The sequence below is a fragment of the Halorubrum sp. Hd13 genome, assembly GCF_002252755.1.
Lineage (GTDB): Archaea > Halobacteriota > Halobacteria > Halobacteriales > Haloferacaceae > Halorubrum.
Genome location: NZ_NHOY01000120.1, coordinates 31,441 through 53,911 on the forward strand (window position 1 = coordinate 31,441; position 22,471 = coordinate 53,911).

Genomic DNA, 22,471 nt, shown 5'->3' on the forward strand with positions numbered 1-22,471 from the left:
CTGCTGCGTGCAGCGATCGCTGTGCTCCGGGCTACAAAATCTGGCTTTACGTAGTGCGCTTGTCACCGTCTACCAACGAGGTTCATACGCATAGGTAAACCATTTTTGGTCGCTCGTTGTCATTTTCACCAGGAGGGCACCCGCCGCTACGGTTCCAGTATTTCGTCGAGTCGCAGGCGCGCAATGGTGTGTACCTCATCGATGGCGGTCCGGAACTCCTCGGGTCGTGCGTGTTCGACCCGCTCTTCCATCGCGGCCCTGATCGCGTCGGGCGATTCGTCTCGTACGGCCATGATGAACGGGAAGCCGAAGCTGTCCTGATACCGGTCGTTCAGTCGCTGGAAGGCCTCATACTGCTCCGGAGTCAACTGATCGAGTCCGGCGGAGGCCTGCTCTTCGACGGAGGCGTCTGTCATCTCGGTCTGCTCGCCGAGGTCCGGATGTGCCCGCAGGAGTTCGAGCTGCCGATCGCGATCGGCAGCCTCGACGACGCGCTTCATCGTCTCGTGAAGGTCGTCGACCGACTCGAAGGGTCGGTCGGACCAAGCCCGTTCGGCCACCCAGGGGGAATGTTCGTACACGCCGCCCAAGAGGTCGACAAACCTCTCTCTATCCGATCGGTTCACGTCCGTGATCGTTCGTTTGCTCATCGTCCTCGCTGGTCAGACCGCCCGTCACTTAAATTCTCGTTCGCACTCACAGTCGGCCCGGAGCTGAGGCGGCGACAACGGAACAACCCTTAAGAACAGGTATCGAGTATTCCAGGGTATGGTTAGCACGGTGAACGGAGCGAGACGATACAACTTCGCGGTGACTCTCGAATGTTGTGGATGGAACGCGGTCGATGTCCAAAGTCAGGGTGGACACCGGTGGTGAGTATTGACACCGTCGTCACCGGCGGGACCGTCGTTACCGCCGAGGCGATGTTCGAGGGGGCGGTCGCCATCGACGACGGTACGATCGTAGGCGTAGGCGACGAAGATGCGTTTCCGGACGCGGAAGACCGGATCGACGCGGACGGGAACCTCGTCCTTCCAGGCGTGGTCGACCCACATACCCATCTCGCAGGCTACAACTCAATCGACTCCTACGAGACCGGAACGGCGGCCGCTGCAGTCGGCGGCGTCACCAGTCTTCTGACCTTCGCCTGGCAGGGATGGGACGACGGAGAATGGGACGACCGGGGGACGCTGACCGGAGCCGTCGAACGGCATCGCGATGGCGCGGCACCACTCATCGACTGTGGGGTCCATCCGGTCATCACACAAGAATCTCTCGCGGTGTTCGAGGAACTGGCGACGCTCGTCGACGACGGCATCACGTCGTTCAAACTCTTCACCACAGACGACATCCGACTGTCGAACGGATTCATCGGAGAGGTGTTCCGGCGGCTCGCCGACATCGGTGCCGTCGGGATGGTTCACACCGAAGAGTACTCCGTCTGCGAGCATCGGACGGACGCGGTGAAAAGCGAACCCGGCGGTGAATCACCATCGGCGTATCCGCGGTCCCGCCCGGACTACGCGGAAGCGATGTCGGCCGGCTCCGTCGCCCGACTCGCTGTCGCGGCCGACGCAAAGTATTACGGCGTCCACACCACGTCGGCGGCGGCGGCGGACGCGATCGCGGAGGTGCAGACTGACGGTTCGAACGTCAGGGCGGAGACGTGTACGCACTATACCACGCTCACGGAGGAAACGTACGAACGACTCGGGAACCGGGCGATCATGTCTCCTCCCCTCCGGTCGTCTCAGGATGTGGATACCATTTTCGACCGACTCGGCGACGGGACACTTTCGGTCGTCTCGACCGACCACGTTCCGCTGCCTCGCGAACGGAAAGAGGGCGGGCCGTGGTGGGAAAGCGCCTTCGGGATCAACAGTCTCCAGACGAGCCTCCCCGTGTTCCACGACGTGGCCGTCAACGAACGTGGCCTCTCGTATCCGAATCTTGTCCGACTCATGTGCCGCAATCCGGCACAGACGTTCGGCTTACCGCGGAAGGGGCGGATCGAACCCGGTGCCGACGCCGATATCGTCATCTTCGATCCGGATGAGACGTACACCATCACGGCGGAGCGGAACCACTCGAATGCGGACTACTCTGTGTACGAAGGCCGGACGGTGACAGGTCGAGTGAAACAGAGCTTCGTGCGAGGGACGCTCGTCGCCGACGACGGCGATATCGTCGCGAACCCCGGCCACGGGACCTTCTTGCGGCGTGAGGTGCCGGACTGGGGGTAAGTGGCGACGGAACTTTTATTTCGCGTACTGTCGTTGAAGTCGACGTGACACAACTAGAATTCGATGTCGATGGCCGTGTGTTCACAGCCGACTTGCTCGAGGATGAGGCACCTCGATCGGTCGAAGCACTCCGGGAATTCCTCCCGCTCGAATCGGAACTGATGCACGTCCGCTGGAGCGGACACGCGACGTGGATCAATATCGACGAAATCGAACTCCCGGAGATTCCACGCGAGAATCACACAGTCTACCCGTCTCGGGGCGATATCCTGCTTTATCCAGGGTACCGGAACGAACAGGAAATTCTCATTCCCTGTGGCCCGACGTGTTTCAAGAGCCCCGCAGGAGAGCTCGCCGGCAACCACATCGCATGCCTTGACGCATCCCGAGAGGAACTCCGTGAGATCGAAGAAGAGACGCTACAGACCGGCGCGAAGGACATCGTCGTCAGAGAGCGATAGGCCGATGGCCGCTCAGATTCGCTATGGTCCAGACGCCGAGAGCGGCGCGTATCGGCCTGCAGAAGCACTGATATACTGGTATATTAAGCTTAGAGCATTCTTAAGAGGTGATAGAGCATGGGCAGCATGAAATCGGAACAACACTGTGTAAGCGAGGAGCGTCTCCGCGAGGATATCACAGCCAACGCGGAGTTTGGTGCCATTCAGACAGAGTTGGGGCAGGGACGAACCGTCCTAACCGGCACGGACGCGAACCGGCAGGCACGGGAGTATCTGGTCGATCGATTCGACGACGCCGGTCTCGACGTTCGTGTCGACGCCGTCGGTAATATCACCGGTCGGTGGGTACCCGAAGAGGCCGATCCGGCGGCTCGGTCGGTGGCGTGTGGGAGTCACCTCGATTCCGTGCCCGAAGGGGGCATCTTCGATGGAGTTCTCGGCGTCTACAGCGGATTGGAGGCCGTGCGAGCACTGCAGGCAGCCGACGTTGAGATCAACCGACCGATCGAAATCGTCTGTTTCACCGAGGAAGAGGGTGCGCGGTTCTCCAACGGCGTCCTCGGCTCGTCGGTCGCGAGCGGGAAGCGGAGCGTCGAAGAGGCCCTTGCACTCGAAGACGACGCAGGCGTGAGTCTCGAAGCGGCGCTTTCCGACATCGGCTTCCGAGGCACCGGCCGCATTGACGCGAGCACGTGGGATTCGTGGCTCGAACTCCACGTTGAACAGGGGGAGCGTCTTCAAGAAGCGGACGCGGCCGTCGGCATCGTCTCGGTGATAACGGGCACCATCCGATGTGAAGTCGAAATCGAAGGTGAGGCGAACCACTCCGGATCGACGGCGATGGCCGAACGGACGGACGCGCTGACCGCCGCGAGCGAACTCGTCCTTGAGGTGGAACATGTGACGAACGACGTCGCCGCCGAGGAGGGTGACACCGTCGTCGGGACGGTCGGGAGTCTCGACGTCTGGCCCAACGCCATCAACGTCGTCCCGGGGCGCGCGGAACTGGGAATCGATGTCCGCGACGTCGAGTACGAGAATATGGAACGAATCATCAAACGCGTCCAAAACCATCTCTCGACGCTCGAAAGCGACCGCAGCGTCGAGACGATGCTCGAACGACCATACGACATCGCGCCGAGCACGATGAGCGAGCGGTGTACGGCCGCGCTTCGAGACGCGGCGGCTGTAGCTGATGCGGATTCCCTGTGCATGCACTCCGGTGCAGGCCACGACACGATGCACATCGCGAGTGTCACGGACACGGGACTGCTGTTCGCACCGTCCCGCGGCGGGTTCTCGCATAGCCCCCGCGAATGGACGGACTGGAGCAGTTGTGCGACGGCTACGAGGGTGTTGACGGCCGGATTGGGGGAGCTGGCGCGCTAATGAGATTCGATAGTCAGCGACGACGGTGTTTGACCTATGAAAACGAACGTAGCCAGTAAATATTCAGGCAGTTAGGGCTTCGAACCGGTGCCGTGGGTCGCCATATTGATGTTCACCTCAATGACGTTGGCCGCGCGTTGGACCTGCTCGGGTAGATCCCCGTTGAACGGCGTTCCTTTCAGTCGACTGGTCGGGCCAGCGATGCTCGACGAGCCAAGGACGGTTTCCTCGTGGTCAATAACCGGCGCTCCGACAGCACGAAGACCCTCCACCTCCTCTTCATCGTTGTACGCGTGGCCCCGTTCGCGGATCGTCGCCAGTTCGTCGTGTAGTGCCTCCAGGTCGGTGATGGTGTTTGCCGTCCGTTCCTGGAGCCCGTGCTGTTCGAGGATCTCGTCACGGGGTCTTCGGGAAGAAAGGCTAGAATTGCCTCTCCCGTCGCCATACAGTGGAGTTGGTCTGGTTGGTGGAGTTTGTCCGTCTGGTAGCCGCTCCCGACGGCGTCGCTCCCGCAGACCTTGTACAAGTTGATCCCTTTGCCGTGCTGTTCGGTGAAGAGGTTCGCATACTCGCCGGTCATCTCGGCGAGCTCATCAACTTCCTCCTTGCCGTAGCGACACAAGGTGTTGCGGTTTCGGACGTACTCGCCGGACAGAAGGAATTGCAGACCGATTTCGTACTGATCGTCGTTCTTGACGATCCAGTCTTTCTCCCGAAGCGTCGCCAAGTAGTGGTATGTCGAACTCTTCGACATCCCGACGTGAGCAGCCAGTTCGGTGACACCCGCACCGTCGAGTGTTTCGAGTGCTTTGATTATTTGAGCGGTTCGCTCAACCGTTTTCAACGTACGCGGTGATTTTTTTTTCTTCGATTCTATCGTCATGTTCTGACACAGTACATTCTACCACTTAATCGTTCACATACTCCAAACGTAGACTGTAGTAGATTCTGTGTATCAGCGGGTTATTGGAAGAAAGATCACTCGAAAACTCAAGTTTTGGTGGAATAATGTATGCTTGTCTAATTATTATCTCTACCGCCTGAGATCGATACGTCGGGGCGTTTTTGATATGGAAACAAATGAAACCCATACGCGAAGAAAAATAACAGAGATAACATGCAGTTCGAGCCAGGAGTCCAACTTACTCGCATCCAGTCACTCACTGCCTCGAAATCCAATGTCCTCGAGCGGGGATTCGAGCGTGACTCCTTCGACATCTTCGAGTGTGAGTGCCGCTTCAACAGTCCAATGTTGCTTACGACGGAGGATCCGAGCACGCCGTTCGAGAATCTCGCTCCCTCTTCTGCGGTGAAACAGACAACCTAGATCGGCCGGTCAAATTCGATGCCGGACTCCTGAAGCGCCCGTACGGCTTCGAGCCCGCTGTAGACGCCGAGCACCCCATCGAAGATACCCCCTTCGGGAACGGAGTCGATATGGCTCCCACAGGCGACTGCTGGTGCTGTTGGATCGGCGCTCTCGGGCACCCAGCGGCCGACGATATTGCCCACTTGCGTCAACGCGGACGTCAAGCCCTGCCGCCTCCAGGCGGTCGATGAAATACTCCCGCGCCTTTCTGTTTGCTTCCGTTCCCGTGAGTACAGTTCGACCGTGTCCTTGGTCAGTTACAACCTCTCCGAATTTCCCGGTTTCCGTGATATCGTCTCGGAGTCGGTCTTCGCTGACGCGCTGATGCGCTCCTTTCGCTTTACTCATAACCCATCCCCCTATTAAACGGGCTTTAGTTTGAATATATCGGAGACGATGACCCGGACGATGCGCAAATAACAGCAATCTCGCTCAACAGCATCAGATCGTACTGATTCGATGAGAAGACGTTATGATGATCCCCTCCCTGCTCAGGATTTTCATATGGTGGGCTTTCGGCAGAACGGGATATACGTATAATTCAGAAAGTTCACCAGCTCGTACCTAAATTTCTGTTCGTATTTATCGAATATTCGTGCTGTTTCTCGCTATACCCCTTGATTGGCCCAGGGTACTGGATTATCTCTGCGTTCAACAGGTGCTTGATCGGTTGTTGAACATAGAACACATGTGTATATAACAAGACTAGGTTTGTTATCTAGTAACGTCTTCTATATTTGATCCCGTTCTCTATTTTCGCATATTACGAACGAGCAGAGTTTTTGAAAGGGTGACGGTGAGACAGTAGCTGCCGAAGCAGAACGCGAGGAGGTACGAGTACAAATTACAGATGAAACTTCCCATAATACATCAGATGAGGGCAGAGAATTATCAAGAATACATTAGTTCGAATCCGTTACCTGAACGACGAACCCGTCGTGACTACGTTCGTTCTCCAGCGTAAACGGCCGGTGATAGTCGGGCTCGTACCACTCGTTTATTGCTTGGTGAATTTTCGATCGCCGCCACGAACACATCCATAGGAATGTTTACATGCGTCTATTTGTCACCGTCAAGTTACCATCACTTCCAGCCAGTCTACACCGAGGGATAGTATTTTACAGACACACAAGGGACTCCGAATGTGATCCAGAACAGAAAACAACTCGCAGTAACGCCTGCTCACAAGGTAGTCCTAGACTGTCTTGCAGCCGGGATCGAAGCAAGCCAACCGAAGAACGCCGTCGCAAACACGGTCTCCAAGGAAGACTCTAATCTTATCGTCGGCGACACCACAGTTGATCTCACTCAGTTCGAGCAAGTTGTCGTCCTCGGCGGCGGCAAAGCGGCCGCACAGTCGGCAAAGGCATTAGAAACGATCCTCGAAAACACGATATCGGGAGGCGTAGTCGTCACAAACGACCCACGAGAAACCAAACAAGTCGATGTGATTGAGGGATCTCATCCGGTTCCCAACGAAAGTGGCAAGGCGGGTGCAAAGGCGATATTATCGAGAGCGCAAAAGGCCGATGAAGGCACGCTCATTTTATTCCCACTCTCGGGTGGCGGTAGCTCTCTGCTTCCGCTCCCGGTTTCGGATGTGATGCTAACTGACCTGCAGCAGGTGACTGAGAAACTTTTGACCAGCGGTGCGACTATCACCGAGATAAATACGGTTAGAAAACATATATCCCAGATCAAAGGGGGACAATTCGCCATGGCGGCGGCTCCGGCAACAGTGATCGGGCTCGTTCTCAGTGACGTAGCTGGGAACAATTTAGGTACGATTGCAAGCGGCCCAATCGTGGGAGATAACACTACATACCAAGATGCAATATCGGTGTTGGAGTCATACGATATCGAACCACCGAATACAATTAAGACCCATCTCAGGCATGGTGCCGATAGAAAATTCGAAGAGACACCACAGTCAAATCATCACTGCTTCGATAATGTGTCGACACACATTCTCGCAGACGCGTCGACTGCAATCGACGCTGCAATCGATGAAATCACACATACACCGTTCACACCGTTCGTGCTCTCTACAAGCATCGAAGGCGAAGCCTGTGAGATCGGGAAGGTTCACAGTGCAATCGGAAACGAGATAATTCGGTCCGGTCGACCGATCGAGCCGCCCGCTGTCTTAATATCCGGTGGTGAAGCAACAGTGACGGTCCGAGGCGGTGGACTCGGCGGGCCAAATCAAGAGTTTGTTCTTGAGAGTCTACTTCAAGCAAGTTCAGAAGAGATGGTCGTTGCCAGCGTGGATACAGACGGAGAAGACGGTGCGACAGATGCGGCAGGTGCGCTTGGCACCTCGACGATTGTATCCAATAAGGATATCGCGAGGCAGTCCCTAGACCAGAACGACACGTATCCGTATTTCTCGAGACGAGATGCGCTAGTTTACACCGGACAAACAGGAACTAACGTCAACGACTTGCGAATCATTGCAATACCCGATCCAAAATAAGCATACCCACGTTAACCCATGTGAGGAGACCTATAATGCAGGGAATTATCCAGATAACGAGCCCCACTGTCCATTTATCCTCAAATACTCTAGAAATTGAGGCAGTTAATCCCGCCGCAAGGACTGCACCGCTAATTGCTGATTCACACTCTTTCATCTACCCCCATCGCTTGGGTATCTACTAGCTGAGGAGCGACAGAAGATAGATCTATTATCCATCGAATTCAGAGACGGACATCTACAACTGACTCATAATCAACACCAAGAAATATTGAGTAAGTGGACTAAATGTCGAACATGTCGAGACCAGTCTTGGGGTCGTTGGCTACTGAGTAGTCCATTAATCAATAAACATTTATATAATATTTCTTATCAAAGGAAATATTTAAACAGCCCTGTTGAAATGTTATTTTATGGGCACGTACGATATTGCAGTGATCCCAGGGGATGGTATCGGTCCTGCAGTGACTGATGCAGCGTTAGATGTTCTCAACGCAACGGCCGAAAAGTACGGATTCGAACTCAATCAAACAGAGTACGATTGGAGCACTGAACGGTACCTCGAGACGGGTTCGATGATGCCAAACGACGGGCTCGATCAAATAGAGTCTGCAGACTCTATTTTTCTCGGAGCTGTGGGTCATCCAGATGTTCCCGATCATATCACGTTGAACGGTCTTTTACTGCCGATCCGGAAAGGGTTTGACCAGTACATCTGTAAACGGCCAAACACGCTTTTCGAGGGGATCGATAGTCCTCTAAAAGGATACGAAGCAGGTGAGATCGACCTCGTCGTGTATCGTGAAAATACAGAAGGGGAGTACGCGGACGTCGGTGGACGGGAACATCAAGGCTTCAGTAACGAAATTGCTGTTCAATCGGGTGTATTCACGCGCAAGGGAACCGAACGGATCGTCCGAAGTGCGTTTGAGGCGGCGACCGAGCGGAACGGACACCTAACGAGCATCACAAAGTCCAACGCACAGGCGTACTCAATGGTGTTCTGGGATGATATTGTCGATGAAGTGAGTACAGAGTATCCCGAAGTTGACGTGGAGAGTATCCTCGTGGATCGAGCGTCGATGGATCTTGTTCGCCGACCTGAAGAGTTCGATGTTGTCGTCGCGTCGAATCTCTTCGGAGATATTTCGACAGACATCGCGGCGATCACGACTGGAAGCCTTGGACTTGCCCCGTCTGGCAACATCAATCCGAACAACGAGTATCCAGATATGTTCGAGCCTGTCCACGGAAGCGCACCAGATATCGTAGGGCAAGGCATCGCAAACCCACTTGCAGCTATACTCACGGGCGCGATGATGTTCGAATACTTGGGTGACGGTGAGATAGCGGCTGCCGAAACATTACGCAAGGAGGTACAAGCACAAATCGCCGACGAAACTGCCCCACATACACCGGATCTGGGCGGAGAATCGTCAACAGTTGACGTCACTGAAGATTTGCTCTCTCGTATCTTGTAATTTACTTGAGTGTTTTAGAGGGTGCTACATAGATAACCATAAACAATTGTTCCACCAGGGGTGTCAACCTTAGCGTACAGTAATTTGACGGTAATATGAGTTTGACGGGTACTGTCTAGTTGAAGTGGTTTCAGAAGTAAGCAGATCGTAGTGAGTGGTGCTCATGACACTCGCAGACCTGCTCAAACAGACGTTAGACGTGGATTGTGAAGACGTTTGGGAGAACGAGCGCACTCCGACACCGGTCAGGATGTTCGGGGTGCGGATGAACCAGAAACAATCAGTCAGGGGATAACAAACGACGATGGTCGACTGGATGAGCCTCTCCTGACCGACGAAGAAATGGAAGAAGGGACCTATCAGCTGCTGTTCGATGTCAGTAGCTACTACGAGAGAGCAGAGTCCACCGACACAAGCTTTCTTGATACGGTTCCTGTGCGGTTCAAGACCTCCGATCCCGAGGAGCACCACCACGTTCCGCTCCTCTTCTCTCCCGGCGGGTACACGACCTACCGTTGGAGCTAGCGATGAGTATTTTTTGGACTTCCGTCGTCGTTTCCTGTTAACAGATTGTTTCTTCTACTAGTGCCGACTACCTGATATTGGACCGGCAATATCGACAAAACCCGTCGCCGACAAAGACGATAGTTCGTATCCGTTGCCTGAGCAACGACCCCGTCGTGACTACGCTACCCGATTCCGCAGGTCTTCGTCCGCCAGGTAGTAATCGATATTTTCTTTCACCAGATTCGCAATATCGACGTGATACCGGTTCGTCGCCGACCCCTTGTGCGGTGAGATCATCACCTCGTCGAAGTCCCACAGAGGGGATTCTTCTGGAAGCGGTTCAGTTTCAAAAACATCCAGTCCGGCTCCCGAGATCTCGCCACGTTCGAGTGCGTCGACGAGTGCGGCCTCATCCACAAGGGGACCGCGAGCGACGTTGATCAAGTACGCGTCATCTCGCATCTGCGCGAGTGCCGACTCGTCAATCATGTGCTCAGTAGACGGCGTGTGTGGCACCGTAAGCGCGACGAACCGTGCGTCCGCTATCGCATCATTCAACTCATCGGGCTGGAATACCTTCGAGACCCCCGGAACGGGATCGGTCGAGCGACGTATTCCGATCACATCCATCCCCAGCGCGTCGGCACGCTTCGCGATACCCCTCCCAATCGTTCCCAGTCCGACGACGCAGATCCGTTCGTTCTCCAGCGTAAACGGCCGGTGATAGTCGGGCTCGTACCACTCGTTTGCCGCTTGATGATCGCGGTACACGTGAAGGTTTCTAGCCAACGACAGCATGAATCCCAAGGCGACTTCGCTCACGGTTGTCTCGTGGATCCCAGTACTATTCGTGAGCGGTACGCCAGTAGACCGATATCGCTCTGTATCGAATTCGTCGTATCCGGCGCGGATACAGTGAACCCACCCAGCATCCAGAAACTCATCGTGTGGTACGTAGGTCGCGACCGCATCCATTTCTGTGATAGGTTCCTGATCTCCTATAAGCTCGACGTCGAGTGGTCCATCTTCGAGCGCCGCCACGAACGCTTCCTTGGGAATCACGTTTTCGACCGATTCGTGTACACACAGCCGATCCAAGTCTGTAGACTCCGGCATACTAAGTTATCGAACGATGCCGATAATAAACCTTGGTGTCATGAGAAATATTTGACCTCCAGAGGAGCGGCGAATCCGCCTCAATCAGAATATACGATCATTATGATTATTTTTAAATGATTCCGTACTTTTATGACACATGAGAATCGTTGAGTAATAGACGGTATGAATGTAACAGAGGCAATAGCCGATATATTAGCCCAAGAGGAGGTCAAGCACCTGATCGGATTCCCTAGTAATCCACTGTTTGACGATAACGCTGCGGAGGAAGCCGGAATTCGTCCGATTGTGGTCCGTCAAGAGCGCACAGGCGCGCACATGCTGGATGGTATCGCCCGCATCACATCCGGCAATCAGGTGGGAGCGTTCGCTTGCCAGCACGGTCCTGGGACCGAGAACTCGGTCGGTGGCATCGCACAGGCGTACGCGGAGTCAGCTCCGATCGTCGCGATCCCCGCGGGGTACTCGCGGGCCAAGACGAATACCGATCCCAAGTTCAGCTCGCTCATAAACTACCAGCACGTTACCAAAACCGCCGAGCAGTTGACCGATCCGGACTCCGTCAGTGAGATGTTCCGTCGCGCGTTCCAATCGGCGCGGAACGGCCGTCAACGACCGGCACTCGTCGAGGTCCCCAAAGACGTATTCAGTGAAGAGATTGGCGACGTCGAGTATGCATCAACCTCGTCAACTCGATCTGCTCCTGATCCGGAGGCAATCCCGGAGATCGTCGACGTACTCCTAGAGGCCGATAATCCCGTCATCAACGCCGGCCAGGGTGTCCACTATGCGGAGGCGTGGGACCCGCTGCAGGAACTCGCTGAGCTGCTCGAAGCGCCCGTTGCGACCACGTTGAACGGGAAAAGCGCCTTCCCTGAAGATCACCCGCTTTCCCTCGGTGCCGGGAGTAAAAGTGAACCACGGGCACTGAATCACTTCCTCGAGAAGTCGGACGTCATCTTCGGAATTGGCTGCAGCTTCACGAAGACAGCGTACGGAATTACCGTGCCCGATGGCAAGACGCTGATCCACTCAACCCTTGATGCGGGTGACATCGACAAAGATGTCGAATCTGACTACGGTCTTGTCGGTGACGCGAAGCTGACGCTCGAAGCTCTTGTTGACGAGGTTCAAGACCGGCTCAACGGCGACTCGCGTGGCCGATTCGATACCGTTGCCAACGAGATCGCCGAGGTCGAAGCAGAATGGCGTGAGGATTGGGAAGCCACGTTGACATCAGACGAAGTGCCGATCAATCCCTACCGGGTCGTGTACGAGCTCGATCGGGTCCTCGATAAAGACGAAATCATCGCCACAGCCGACGCCGGGAATGCTCGCGACTTTATGGCGCCCTTCTTTGAGGTGACCGAACCACTATCGTACGTCGGATGGGGTAAGACGACTCAGTTAGGGTACGGTCTCGGGCTGATGATGGGTGCGAAGCTCGCACGGCCAGACAAGACATGCGTTCACGTGATGGGCGACGGTGCCATCGGTATGACCGGAATGGACTTTGAGACGGCCGTTCGAGAGGACATTCCGGTTCTCGAGATCGTCTTAAACAACTTTGAGATGGCGAGCTACGATACGCCTTTCTCGGGCCATTATGCTGACTTTGCGGAATCGATGGGCGGGTACGGTGAACGGATCGAAGACCCCGACAATATTGCAGACGCGATTCGACGTGGCGTCCAGAAAAATAAAGAAGGGACACCGGTGCTACTGGAGTTCCTTACGTCCAAAGAGACCGCGTTATCCCGTCCTGATCTCGAATAACAGCTCATCCACCGGTACGACTGGTGGCGCCAACATACCCGCTGGACTAGCTTTATTCTCGTTGATTGAGGCCTCCCACGATCACACGTTCCAATTCGGACGAACCCGATCGGTGTATTGACTGTATCCCAGTTCGGCGGTTACATTCATCCCGAGTGGTTTGCCTCTCTCTCTCAATCCCGACTGCACATCGGATGGTCCACGTATTCGTCGAGACGACACCGACGGCCGCGCTAGTGTTCACACTGTTCTATGTGGAGTTTGAGTACGAGTCTCACGTGCTCGAGTTGAGGCTTGCGACCCGGTAGCCGGCTATTTTACCTGCGGGCTCTCGAAGCAGATCGGGCCGTAGGTGATAAGTACCTCTTTCGTTCCGATAGATCGGATAGTGGAGGGTGTCGCCACGCGCGGGATAGACTGTGTGGTTCTCGCGAGGAATCTCCGGAAGCATGAGTTCCGATACGAGCGGCAGGAACTCTTAGAGTACCTCGACCGAGCGAGGGCTTCATATTCGAGTAGATCGGAGATAAACACTTGGACATCGATGTCGGACTCTATCTGCGTCACGGGTCCGACGGTGACCCAATGAAGAATGAAAAAGCTGCGTCCACCTTGAGCACGGCGAGTCTCTCAATCGACGTACGCCGGTGGTGTCAGTCTCTTTTGGTGGGTTGAGTGCTCCGCGAGCTGGTCGTTCGGATAACGTGGCGGTTGAAGTTCACCTTCGAGAGCACAGAGTACGCGACGAACGCAGTCGGCAGCCTAATCACCCACGATAGATCGAAGATCGGGAGGCTGACCAAGACGCCGACCACCATACTGAGGAGGCGCGTTGCGGAGCATCCGCCGACAAACCAGAACTCGAGTCGTCAGTGTCGTCGTACTGCGCCTCGACGTCAATAACGACGATAAACGTCTGTCACACGGTGAAACGGGAGATCTTCGTCTCGAGACAAGCCCCAAAACACTCGACCTGCTCCGCCCGTGAAGTATCGATCTTCGACTATCGTTACTATATCACAAATGAGGATAACGTAGTTATCGGCACTATCGGGGGAAAATACGGTTGAGACGGGCTTCTACTGCGGCAATCACTATCTTATCGTGGTTCGTATAATACAAACGCAGTCAACGTAACAAGATACGTGCCACGTGGAGGCCCCTTGCGATACAGAAACCGGTTCAGCGGAGTTTCCGCCGAAGACGAAGTCTATCACTCCAACGACTCATTCTCGTGAGTCGCCATGTTCAGGTTCACTTCGACCACGTTCGCCGCGCTCTGGACCTTCTCTGGAAGTTGGTCTTTGAATTGCTCCCCTTTCAGACGGCTCGTCGGTCCGGCGACACTCAACGAACCCAAGACGTTCTCATTACGGTCGATGACGGGTGCACCGACGGCACGCAGACCCTCAACTTCTTCCTCGTCGTTGTGTGCATATCCTTGCTGACGAACAGTATCGAGTTCGGCGAAGAGTTCGTCGCGATCGGTGATCGTGTTGGCGGTCTGTTTCGGAAGCCCGTGTTGGTCGAGGATTTTGTCGACGCGCTCGCGGGGAAGATATGCTAGGATTGCTTTTCCTGTTGCCGTACAGTGGAGATAGTCCGGGCGCTGAAGCTTGTCGGTCTGATACCCGCTTCCGACAGCGTCACTGCCGCTCACTTTGTACAGATTGATGCCCATCCCATGTTCCTCGGTGAAGAGATTCGCGTACTCACCGGTCGACTCCGCGAGGTCCTCGACCTCGTCTTTTCCGTATCTGTACAGTCGATTTCGATTCCTGACGTACTCGCCAGCGAGGAGGAACTGCAAACTGAGTTCGTACTGCTCACCATTCTTGACGACTAGGTCTTCCTGACGGAGAGTCGCCAAGTAATGATACGCGGAGCTTTTTGAAATTCTGAGATGAGTCGCCAACTCGGTCACTCCCGCACCGTCCAGTGTTTCGAGCGCCTCGATGATCTGAGCTGTACGCTCTACTGTTTTTAGTGTCCGCGGCGACTCCGATTGGTTTGGATCGACAGTCATGTTCTCACAAACCATTCGAATTTACTTAATCGTTTGGCTATATCAAACGGATAGACACTAGCCGAATTTCTCTATCTGAATATACGAAGGAATTATTCCATTATATATGGATGGGACAGTACAACTATTCAATAAAAAAATATATTCTGCCCTGATATCTGAAATAAATTCAAAATAATAAATTAATCACTTTGGAATAATAGTCATAGTGCCTTATCTACATCGCATTAGAATAACAATACTAATTTTGTTATGAGGTTTTGAGATGCTCGATCCTGAAGGTGGAAGTGAGTCAATGCCACAACTCTTTTATTATAAAGATTCTATACAAGGATATGAACCGGGCAAATATACTCGATCAAGCCGCCAAACTTGAGGTAGAAAATATGGGGGGTATCGACAAAGCATCTGTAGACTTTTCTCCCGGGATCACGGTATTGGAGGGGAGAAACGCGACGAATCGAACGTCGCTACTCCGGTCTATCATGGCAGTTATGGGAAGCGATAATGCGTCCCTGAAAGCAGACGCGGATGAAGGACGAGTTGCGCTCGACGTTGATGAGGAAACCTATGTGCGAACGTTCACTCGCACAAATGGCTCCGTCACGACTGGAGGCAACCCCTATCTTGATGAGCCAGAGCTTGCCGACCTGTTCGCATTTCTCTTGGAAACCAACGAAGCCCGTCGATCCGTCATCAGCGGTGCCGATCTTCACGAGCTCATCATGCGACCAGTCGATACCGAATCGATCCAATCAGAAATCCAACAGCTCGAACGGGAACGGTCGCAGATCGACGATGAACTCGATGAACTCAACGAGCTGAAGGGTGAAATGCCAAAGTTGGAAGAGGACCGGAGCCAGCTCAAAGACGAGATCGAAGCGAAAAAAGAGGAACTAGTAGCAAAGGAAGAAGAGATTGAGACCCTCGATGCCGACGTCGACGAAACGCGGGAAGAGAAACAAGAACTCGAGGCCTGCCTCGACGAACTCCGCGAGAAACGCGCCGAATTAGATCGGGTTCGATCCGACATCGAAGTCGAACAAGAGAGCATTGAAGCACTGACAACCGAACGGAGAGACCTCGAGTCGGAGCTCGATGAGCTTCCCGACACACCGATGGGGGAGCATGACGAGCTCAAAAACGAAATTTCCAGACTTCGAGACCGGAAAGAGAGTCTCGAAAGCGAGGTGAGCAACCTCCAGAACGTGATTCAGTTCAATGAAGAACGGCTGGAAGAGAGCGAAGGAACTGTCACCTCCGTTCTGAGCGCTCAAGAGACTGACAGCACAGTGACGGATGCACTTGTCGACGACATGGTTGTCTGTTGGACCTGTGGATCCGAAGTCGAAGAGGAGAATATCACACAGACGCTTGATCAACTTCGGGATATCCGTCAAGAGAAACTGGAAACGGTCCGGGACCTCGAATCGGAATTGTCTCAGCTGAAAGGCAAACAGCAGGAATATCGGGAACAACAGCAGCGAAGAGAGTCGATTGAGAGAAAACTCACTGGCATCGAGAGTGAAATCGTGGAACGCGAAGAGCGATTGGATGACTTGCGAGACGAGCGAGAACATCTCAACGAGGGAGTCGAGGATCTTGAATCGGAGATCGAAACGTTAGAATCTGCAGACTTCAGTGAAATTCTGGATCTTCACAAGGAGGCAAATCAGTTGGAATTCGATCTCGAACGGCTTGAATCTGAGCTGGAGGATGTGACGGAACAGATCGGCTCTATCGAAGAGCGCCTTGCTGAGGAGACACGGTTGAATTCGCAGCGAGAAGAGATCAGTACTGAACTGACGGATCTCCGGACGCGAATCGATCAGATCGAAGAGAACGCTGTCGAGCAATTCAACGAGCATATGGATGCAGTCCTCGAGACTCTCGGCTATGAGAACATCGAGCGCATCTGGATCGAAAGAGTCGAGCGCGAGGTACGAGACGGACGAAGAAAGGTGGAAAAAACTCAGTTCGAACTACACGTCGTCCGGAGTACCGACACCGGAGCGGCGTACGAGGACACCGTCGATCATCTCAGCGAAAGCGAACGAGAAGTCACTGGACTGGTGTTTGCTCTTGCGGGCTATCTCGTTCACGAGGTGTACGAACGGGTTCCGTTCATGATTCTGGACTCCTTGGAGGCCATCGATTCACAGCGAATCGCATCGCTGATCAATTATATGGCCGACTATCCGGAGTTCCTGGTTGTCGCTCTGCTCCCCGAAGACGCACAGGCTCTCGACGACGATTATACCCTCATCACTGAAATATAGGACCCGGCCAGAAGCGGCTATGTTCCGTCCTCGCAATCACAACCGCCACGTTCCAGCAGGTCAATAACGCTGTACTGTTCGCCACAGTCCTCGCAGAGAACGTCAACATCGATAAACAAGCGAAACTCGCCGAGCGTGATTCGCTCTGTTGATCGGAGTCGATCCAAGCTGCCCTCGATGAGTGACCGTAGGCGGGACTGGAGACGTCGGATGGAATCAAGAACGCTCTCCACTTGCTCGCTGTCGGAGGGGGATTCGTAGGAAGCATTCCGATATTTAGTGAGGTACGACCGAATTGCCTGATACGAGACGAAATCGCGTTCGAGTTGCTTGACATCGACGCCATCCCGTTCAAGACGATTTCGAGCCTCGGTTCGCATACCACTACTCACGTCATCAGCGGTGAGGAGACGATAAAGATTGGAGATTTCTCCGTCTACTGTAGAAATTCCTGCAGAGGCCATCGCACTTTCGAGCAATCGCTGATTGAAGAGATCTGCAAGATCTCGGAGACTCTTACGTTGTTGGTCCTCGGCAGTCCAGAGCCGTTCAAGTTTATCGCCGAGAGATTCAGCGAGATGATATTCAGCGATCAGTCTCGCAACCTTATTCGACTTTCTTGATTGTCCACTGGTTTCTTCCGGCATATTCCCAAATAGCGGTGGCAACATATATAATAGCGGTGCTGTTCAATCGAGTATCCTCACGGTCTCCTCTGGGGAATAGTGATACCAGCCGATGCGATAAAACTGAGATCATACAGTCGAAAAATTAAATTATCATAAGATTATTATCATACTAATATTATTTATATGACAATCATAGAGAACGGGTTAACAAACGTTATAAAGACATCAATTCCTGATATATGTCAAATTGTGCGTTCTATTCATATTTAAAAACAGAGTATATTGTATTATTAGCCGGAGTTCTGTTTATAACAGCAATAATGTATCTCATGGCGGTGTTTATATAAGATCGAAAGATAAGGCGGTCAAAAAGTCGAGCGGTCTATGCTCAGTTTCGACCGCCTCAGCGGCGATAGCGGTTGTATCGAGTTAGATTTTCTGAAGCGAGAGGCGACACCCGAGTCGGCGATGAAGCTCGGTATCCGACTCCATTTGGCTGGTCTATCACTTTCGGATACCGTCTCGATTCTTGAGAGGTTGGGTGTCGATCGCCATCGAACTACTGTCCATCGGTGGGTACAAAAAGCCGATCTACAGCCGACAGACGGTGCCGATCCGAATCACGTTGCGGTCGATGAAACCGTGATTCAGCTCAATTCTGAACGATATTGGCTGTACGCTGCTGTCGACCCCGACACGAACCGCCTGCTCCACGTTCGGCTCTATCCAACGAGAACGAACGCGATCTCCTCGATGTTTCTCTCAGAACTGCGTGAGAAACATCAGGTTGACAACGCGATCTTTCTGGTCGACGGTGCTCCATGGTTACAAGCGGCCTGCCATCGCCACGGGCTACGATTCCAACATGTCACACATGGAAATCGGAATGCCGTCGACAAATCGGTGGCCGTCTCGCTGCTCGAAAAGGGTGGCCGCTATGAGGTCCGATCGGCGTCCGATAACTGGTACGAAGTCGACGTGATCAGCGAGTCGTGTACTTGTCCGGATTGGCAGCAGCGAGCGCCCGGGGCCGGCTGTAAACACCTCCGACGAGTCGATTACGAAATCAAGCAGGGGCGGGTCCCACGACCTGATGGGTGCCTTCCCTCCCCGTAGTCGTGACCGGACTACTCCATGGGACGGACTGTGTCGCCAATCCGACGGACCCGGTCGAACGTTGAGAGATACGCGAGCCGGTCGTGAACCTCGTCAGTATCCCGCTCCAGTTCGGCGGCCAGTTCGTCGACGGTCATCGGCTCATCGAGTGCCTGGAGGACTTCGAGCCCCCGGTAGTACCTATTCGTGAGCTCCTAGACGCGGGCCTCAATCGGCGTGGTCACCCCGTACCGCTCCTCAAGTTCAACTAGAGCCTCGTTCGCGAACGTGGCGAACTGATCGTCCCCCAGGCGTTCGATCTGGGCTTCGAGTTCATGCCGGACGACGTCGTAATCGAGGCCGGCCTGCACGAGCATATTCATGTCCTCGATGTCGTCGTCGCGGCCTGCGATCGCCTTGAACAGGAAGATATCCTCGTTGCTAACCAGCCGGACCGTCAGTCGATCCAGGTTGAGGAACCGCTCACTGCGCTCTTGCATACCGTCGGTGAGCACGAGCTTGTTCGCGACCTGCTGGTTGAAGATATCGAGGCGACACCCATCGTCGTTCTCGACGCAGCTCGTCGCCCCCAGCGCCCGGTAATCTGGATCCAGCGATTGAACCTCCGTATACCCGAGGCCCATCAGAACGGCCCACAGCTGGCCGTACACGTCGCCATCTGGGACGACCAGGTCGATATCTTTCGTCGCCCCCTTGAGGTCGCGCAGCGACATCACGCCACCACCGATCAGGTAGACCGTGAGCGGTTCAGATAGCCCGTCCCCGATTCGCTGGAATTCGTTCTCGATGTACTCGCGGCCGAATGTTGGTCTCATTGTGGGAGTGGCACCTCGTAGTCAGCCGCCAACTCCTGGAACTCGTCCCACTCCGGGAGCCGGTCGTCGTCGACCTCGCCGTGCGTCTCGAGGTAGCGCAGCAAGGCGTCGATTTCGTCTTCGAGGCCATACTTCGCCGCCTGCTTTCGGAGATCCTCCTCGTCGACGTCGACGTGGCTGAGCAGGAGGAGACAGTACGAGCGGTGGCGGCTGCCGTCGTCGATTAGCAGCGTGTGACAGCAGAGCTCCGTCGGCGAGACTGCGTCGAGGTCCTCGGAGTAGAGGAAGTAGCGGTGGCCGGTGAGCAGGAATTGGAGGTCGAAGGCCGCGAATCGAGCGAGACCGGTTTCGTGGAACGCCTCCGCGTCGATCTCCGTTTCGGCCTGTGCGAGGAATTCGTCGTAGTCCTCCCAGAGAATCGTGCCCTTCGGGGCGACGGCCTCGAGACGTTGGCGATGTAGATGGTGTGCGAGTTCACGGGCGAACGCGTGTAGGCGGTCGAAGTCGGCGTTGAACTCGTAGCGTCCGTCGGCCGTCCCGACGAGACCACGGTCACGAAACCGCTTGAGGACACGGTTGACCGTGTTGCGGTAGTTGTCGCTCCGGTCGGCGATCTCGGAGACGGTTCGCGGCTGGTCGAGGTAGTACAGCACTTCGAGTGCCTTCCCGGTCAGCAGTTCGGGGAGGTCGGTGTGGGAGTGCTGGCGGACGAGGTTCCGAAAGAGTTGGACGGCGCGAGCATCCGACGGTACGACTCGTTTTCGCCGGCCATCGCGTTCCGCGTAGACGAGCCCCTTCTCGACGAGTTCGGCGACGGCACGAGAGAGGTAACTCTCGCTGTGGTCGAGCTTCGTCGCGAGCTCGGAGATCGTGTCGCCGCGGTCAACCGTGGCGAGGACCTCGAGTTCGATGCGCCGGAGCACGGTGTAACATAGTACGAAACTTATGTATAAAGAAGTTTCGAGTAGTGTTACAGCCAGCAACGCGAGAACCGTCCCCATTGTCTTAACCAACAAAACTATGGACTCGTGGGTCGTGTTGGTTAACACGAGAGTAGCCGATGTCCTACGAACCCCCGACCCCACCGGCGAACCTCCCGACGGAGATCGTCAACACGCTCAACGAGTCGAGCCCGGAGCCTTCTGCGCTCATTACACTCTCACGCTGGAACCATAGTATCATAAATCTTAGTATTACGTGGGACTAAAAATATCTCTTACAGCGCCTTTGTAGCCAAAATTCCGAGACTATGGGTGCATCATTAATGAAATGTATCAATTTTTCGCATCGCCTGAACTTGGGACTGGACCACTGCTGGTCATACGACTTGGTCTCACGCTACCGTACGGCGCCCACTACCGCTTGCTTGTGCTGACCGATATCGGGGTCAGGAAGCATCGCCCATCGATATCGGTTGTAGTCAAGAACTCTCGTAATCGGTCGCTGCCGACGAGTTTGCTCCGTCGGAATGTGATGGGGCGTCCGTCTCAATGGGCAATGTGTTCGCCAGGCGCTCGGCAACGGTCGGACTCACGAGTCCGGCCAGTTCCATCGCCTCCTTCTCGTAGTCGTCTAACTCCAAGAGGCTCCGGAAGAACCACGAGATGGTCACGTAGGTTTCGTGTAGTTCTCCAGCACGCTCGCGCCCTGCGTCTGTTAGAGTCACTCCGTTGTACGCCTCGTACTCAACGAGCCCATCTTCCTCGAGTCGCTGGAACGTTTCAGTGACGGTCGCCGGCGAGCGGTCCAGCGTCTCGGCCACCGCATTCGTCGGGATCGGTGGATCGTCCTGATGACCGAGGATATACACGGCCAGTAGATGCTGTGCGGCTCTACTCATCGTTCGTCCGGCTGGTCTCGTGAGAGAGTGCTGTTCGCCGAATCCTCGCCACAGTCTTCTGTGTCAGCATCAGAACAGTCATCGGGGCCGAACAGTGCAGCGTACACCCACGCCCACGCCTTTGCACGCTGTCGACGAGGTCCCTCACCCATCGGTCATGCCCTCCGGACCAAGTGGTCTCGCACGGTTCGTTGGCAATCTTCACACGTCTCATCGAGCGTCGCGACCGTTGCGAGCACCGGATGGTCGACCGAAAAATCCTGATACAGGTACGGGATGAGGCTTCTGTGACGGATGCCGGCGTCAACACCGTTGTTCGTCGTCTTCTGGAGGAATTCCTGCCGGTCGCGAGCCACCTCCTCACAGTAGTCACGATGGCTGGCCAACGTCTCGTGACGTTGTTGTAGCGCATCGAAGCCGAGGTCAGTCAACGGCGTCTCGTTCGCGTCGACGATCCAGGCGATGATGTCGTCGACCGCTGCATCCGCCTCGTCGAGGTGCGCTTCCTCGCGTTCGAGCGCTTTCTGTAGCGCCGTCGCTTCCGCCCGCCGAGATTGTGCTTCGGCGAGAACCATCCGTTTGAGGTCGGGGGTGAATGAGGCCTCTGTCGTCGGAGCGAGTGCGACTGCGATTGCGTCAGTGAATTCCTCGCGGATCGTTTTCAGCAAAGACTCAGTCTCGTCGATGTCGGCAACGCTGTGAGGGCGAATCGTCTCGGTGAACACCGTTCGGACAGGCCGACAGCCATCGGTACTGGACGCGTCTGCGGAGAGGTGGGTGACCCCACCGGCTGTCGAGAGGCTGGCGACCGATGATGGTGTCTGCTCGGGCTGTATCTTCTGTACCCGACGGATGAACGTGTCGTAGGCGTCCAGCATCTCGTCGATGGGCTCCCGCTCGGATCGAGCGCGCGTTCGCGCTTGCTCGATGTAGGTGTCGACGGTCATC

General features: G+C 55.0%; 16 protein-coding genes and 5 pseudogenes. 10 read left to right on the plus strand and 11 right to left on the minus strand.

Features of this window, described 5'->3' with window-relative positions; all coding sequences use genetic code 11:
- Window positions 1–146: 146 nt before the first annotated feature.
- A complete protein-coding gene (gene uraD, locus DJ81_RS16670) occupies window positions 147–650 on the minus strand; it encodes a 2-oxo-4-hydroxy-4-carboxy-5-ureidoimidazoline decarboxylase (RefSeq protein WP_094524397.1) in 504 nt (167 codons plus the stop codon).
- 222 nt (window positions 651–872) lie between these two features.
- On the opposite strand from uraD, the gene DJ81_RS16675 reads away from it, so the two are divergent.
- From DJ81_RS16675 to DJ81_RS16685, 3 genes are all read left to right on the plus strand, one after another.
- Window positions 873–2,243, plus strand: coding sequence for a dihydroorotase family protein (locus tag DJ81_RS16675; protein WP_094590700.1), 1,371 nt, complete (start codon window positions 873–875; stop codon window positions 2,241–2,243).
- 44 nt (window positions 2,244–2,287) lie between these two features.
- Window positions 2,288–2,704, plus strand: a complete 417-nt coding sequence (locus tag DJ81_RS16680) for a DUF3830 family protein (protein WP_094524395.1) — start codon at window positions 2,288–2,290, stop codon at window positions 2,702–2,704.
- Window positions 2,705–2,830: 126 nt separating this feature from the next.
- Entirely contained in the window at window positions 2,831–4,093 is a 1,263-nt protein-coding gene (locus DJ81_RS16685) for a Zn-dependent hydrolase (protein WP_094527340.1), read from the plus strand.
- 71 nt (window positions 4,094–4,164) lie between these two features.
- Here the strand turns inward: DJ81_RS16685 and DJ81_RS16690 are convergent.
- Window positions 4,165–4,976, minus strand: a pseudogene (locus tag DJ81_RS16690) (IclR family transcriptional regulator).
- 276 nt (window positions 4,977–5,252) lie between these two features.
- A pseudogene (locus tag DJ81_RS20025) lies at window positions 5,253–5,810 on the minus strand (M20/M25/M40 family metallo-hydrolase); the annotation flags it as partial.
- Between the two features lie 796 nt (window positions 5,811–6,606).
- Between DJ81_RS20025 and DJ81_RS16705 the strand changes: the two are divergent.
- The 4 genes and pseudogenes from DJ81_RS16705 to uraH all read left to right on the plus strand — a co-directional run.
- Entirely contained in the window at window positions 6,607–7,938 is a 1,332-nt protein-coding gene (locus DJ81_RS16705) for a glycerate kinase (RefSeq protein ID WP_094590671.1), read from the plus strand.
- A 413-nt stretch (window positions 7,939–8,351) separates the two neighbouring features.
- The gene (locus DJ81_RS16710; protein WP_094526436.1) at window positions 8,352–9,419 is read left to right on the plus strand and encodes an isocitrate/isopropylmalate dehydrogenase family protein; all 1,068 of its coding nucleotides are present in this window, start codon (window positions 8,352–8,354) and stop codon (window positions 9,417–9,419) included.
- 163 nt (window positions 9,420–9,582) lie between these two features.
- A pseudogene (locus tag DJ81_RS19725) lies at window positions 9,583–9,690 on the plus strand (IS6 family transposase); the annotation flags it as partial.
- Window positions 9,687–9,944 (plus strand): annotated as a pseudogene (uraH, locus tag DJ81_RS16715) (hydroxyisourate hydrolase); the annotation flags it as partial. The pseudogenes DJ81_RS19725 and uraH, both read left to right, overlap by 4 nt.
- Window positions 9,945–10,103: 159 nt before the next feature.
- On the opposite strand, the gene ddh reads toward uraH, so the two are convergent.
- Window positions 10,104–11,042, minus strand: a complete 939-nt coding sequence (ddh, locus tag DJ81_RS16720) for a D-2-hydroxyacid dehydrogenase (RefSeq protein WP_094590675.1) — start codon at window positions 11,040–11,042, stop codon at window positions 10,104–10,106.
- A 165-nt stretch (window positions 11,043–11,207) separates the two neighbouring features.
- On the opposite strand from ddh, the gene DJ81_RS16725 reads away from it, so the two are divergent.
- Window positions 11,208–12,818, plus strand: coding sequence for a thiamine pyrophosphate-requiring protein (locus DJ81_RS16725; RefSeq protein WP_094557105.1), 1,611 nt, complete (start codon window positions 11,208–11,210; stop codon window positions 12,816–12,818).
- Window positions 12,819–13,092: 274 nt separating this feature from the next.
- On the opposite strand, the gene DJ81_RS20030 is transcribed toward DJ81_RS16725, so the two are convergent.
- Window positions 13,093–13,269, minus strand: a complete 177-nt coding sequence (locus DJ81_RS20030) for a DUF3830 family protein (protein WP_094524387.1) — start codon at window positions 13,267–13,269, stop codon at window positions 13,093–13,095.
- Window positions 13,270–14,031: 762 nt separating this feature from the next.
- Window positions 14,032–14,844: an IclR family transcriptional regulator gene (locus tag DJ81_RS16735; protein ID WP_094526438.1), complete on the minus strand. Its 813-nt coding sequence runs from the start codon at window positions 14,842–14,844 to the stop codon at window positions 14,032–14,034.
- Window positions 14,845–15,179: 335 nt separating this feature from the next.
- Between DJ81_RS16735 and DJ81_RS16740 the strand changes: the two genes are divergently transcribed.
- Complete coding sequence (locus tag DJ81_RS16740) at window positions 15,180–17,123, plus strand: archaea-specific SMC-related protein (RefSeq protein WP_094590677.1); 1,944 nt, start codon at window positions 15,180–15,182, stop codon at window positions 17,121–17,123.
- A 17-nt stretch (window positions 17,124–17,140) separates the two neighbouring features.
- Here the strand turns inward: DJ81_RS16740 and rdfA are convergent, their stop codons facing one another.
- On the minus strand, window positions 17,141–17,770 hold the full coding sequence (rdfA, locus tag DJ81_RS16745; protein ID WP_094590679.1) for a rod-determining factor RdfA: 630 nt from the start codon (window positions 17,768–17,770) through the stop codon (window positions 17,141–17,143).
- A gap of 366 nt (window positions 17,771–18,136) precedes the next feature.
- Here rdfA and DJ81_RS16750 point away from each other — a divergent pair, with 366 nt between their 5' ends.
- A complete protein-coding gene (locus tag DJ81_RS16750; protein WP_094590681.1) occupies window positions 18,137–18,868 on the plus strand; it encodes an IS6 family transposase in 732 nt (243 codons plus the stop codon).
- 11 nt (window positions 18,869–18,879) lie between these two features.
- Here DJ81_RS16750 and DJ81_RS16755 read toward each other — a convergent pair.
- The 4 genes and pseudogenes from DJ81_RS16755 to DJ81_RS16770 all read right to left on the minus strand — a co-directional run bounded on the left by DJ81_RS16755 (window position 18,880) and on the right by DJ81_RS16770 (window position 22,470).
- Window positions 18,880–19,683: pseudogene (locus tag DJ81_RS16755) on the minus strand (DUF6036 family nucleotidyltransferase).
- Window positions 19,680–20,606: a MarR family transcriptional regulator gene (locus tag DJ81_RS16760; RefSeq protein WP_094590683.1), complete on the minus strand. Its 927-nt coding sequence runs from the start codon at window positions 20,604–20,606 to the stop codon at window positions 19,680–19,682. The pseudogene DJ81_RS16755 and the gene DJ81_RS16760 overlap by 4 nt, the downstream one beginning before the upstream one ends.
- A 497-nt stretch (window positions 20,607–21,103) precedes the next feature.
- Entirely contained in the window at window positions 21,104–21,523 is a 420-nt protein-coding gene (locus DJ81_RS16765; protein WP_094524383.1) for a metal-dependent transcriptional regulator, read from the minus strand.
- Window positions 21,524–21,678: 155 nt separating this feature from the next.
- Entirely contained in the window at window positions 21,679–22,470 is a 792-nt protein-coding gene (locus DJ81_RS16770) for a hypothetical protein (protein ID WP_094590685.1), read from the minus strand.
- Window position 22,471 lies beyond the last annotated feature (1 nt).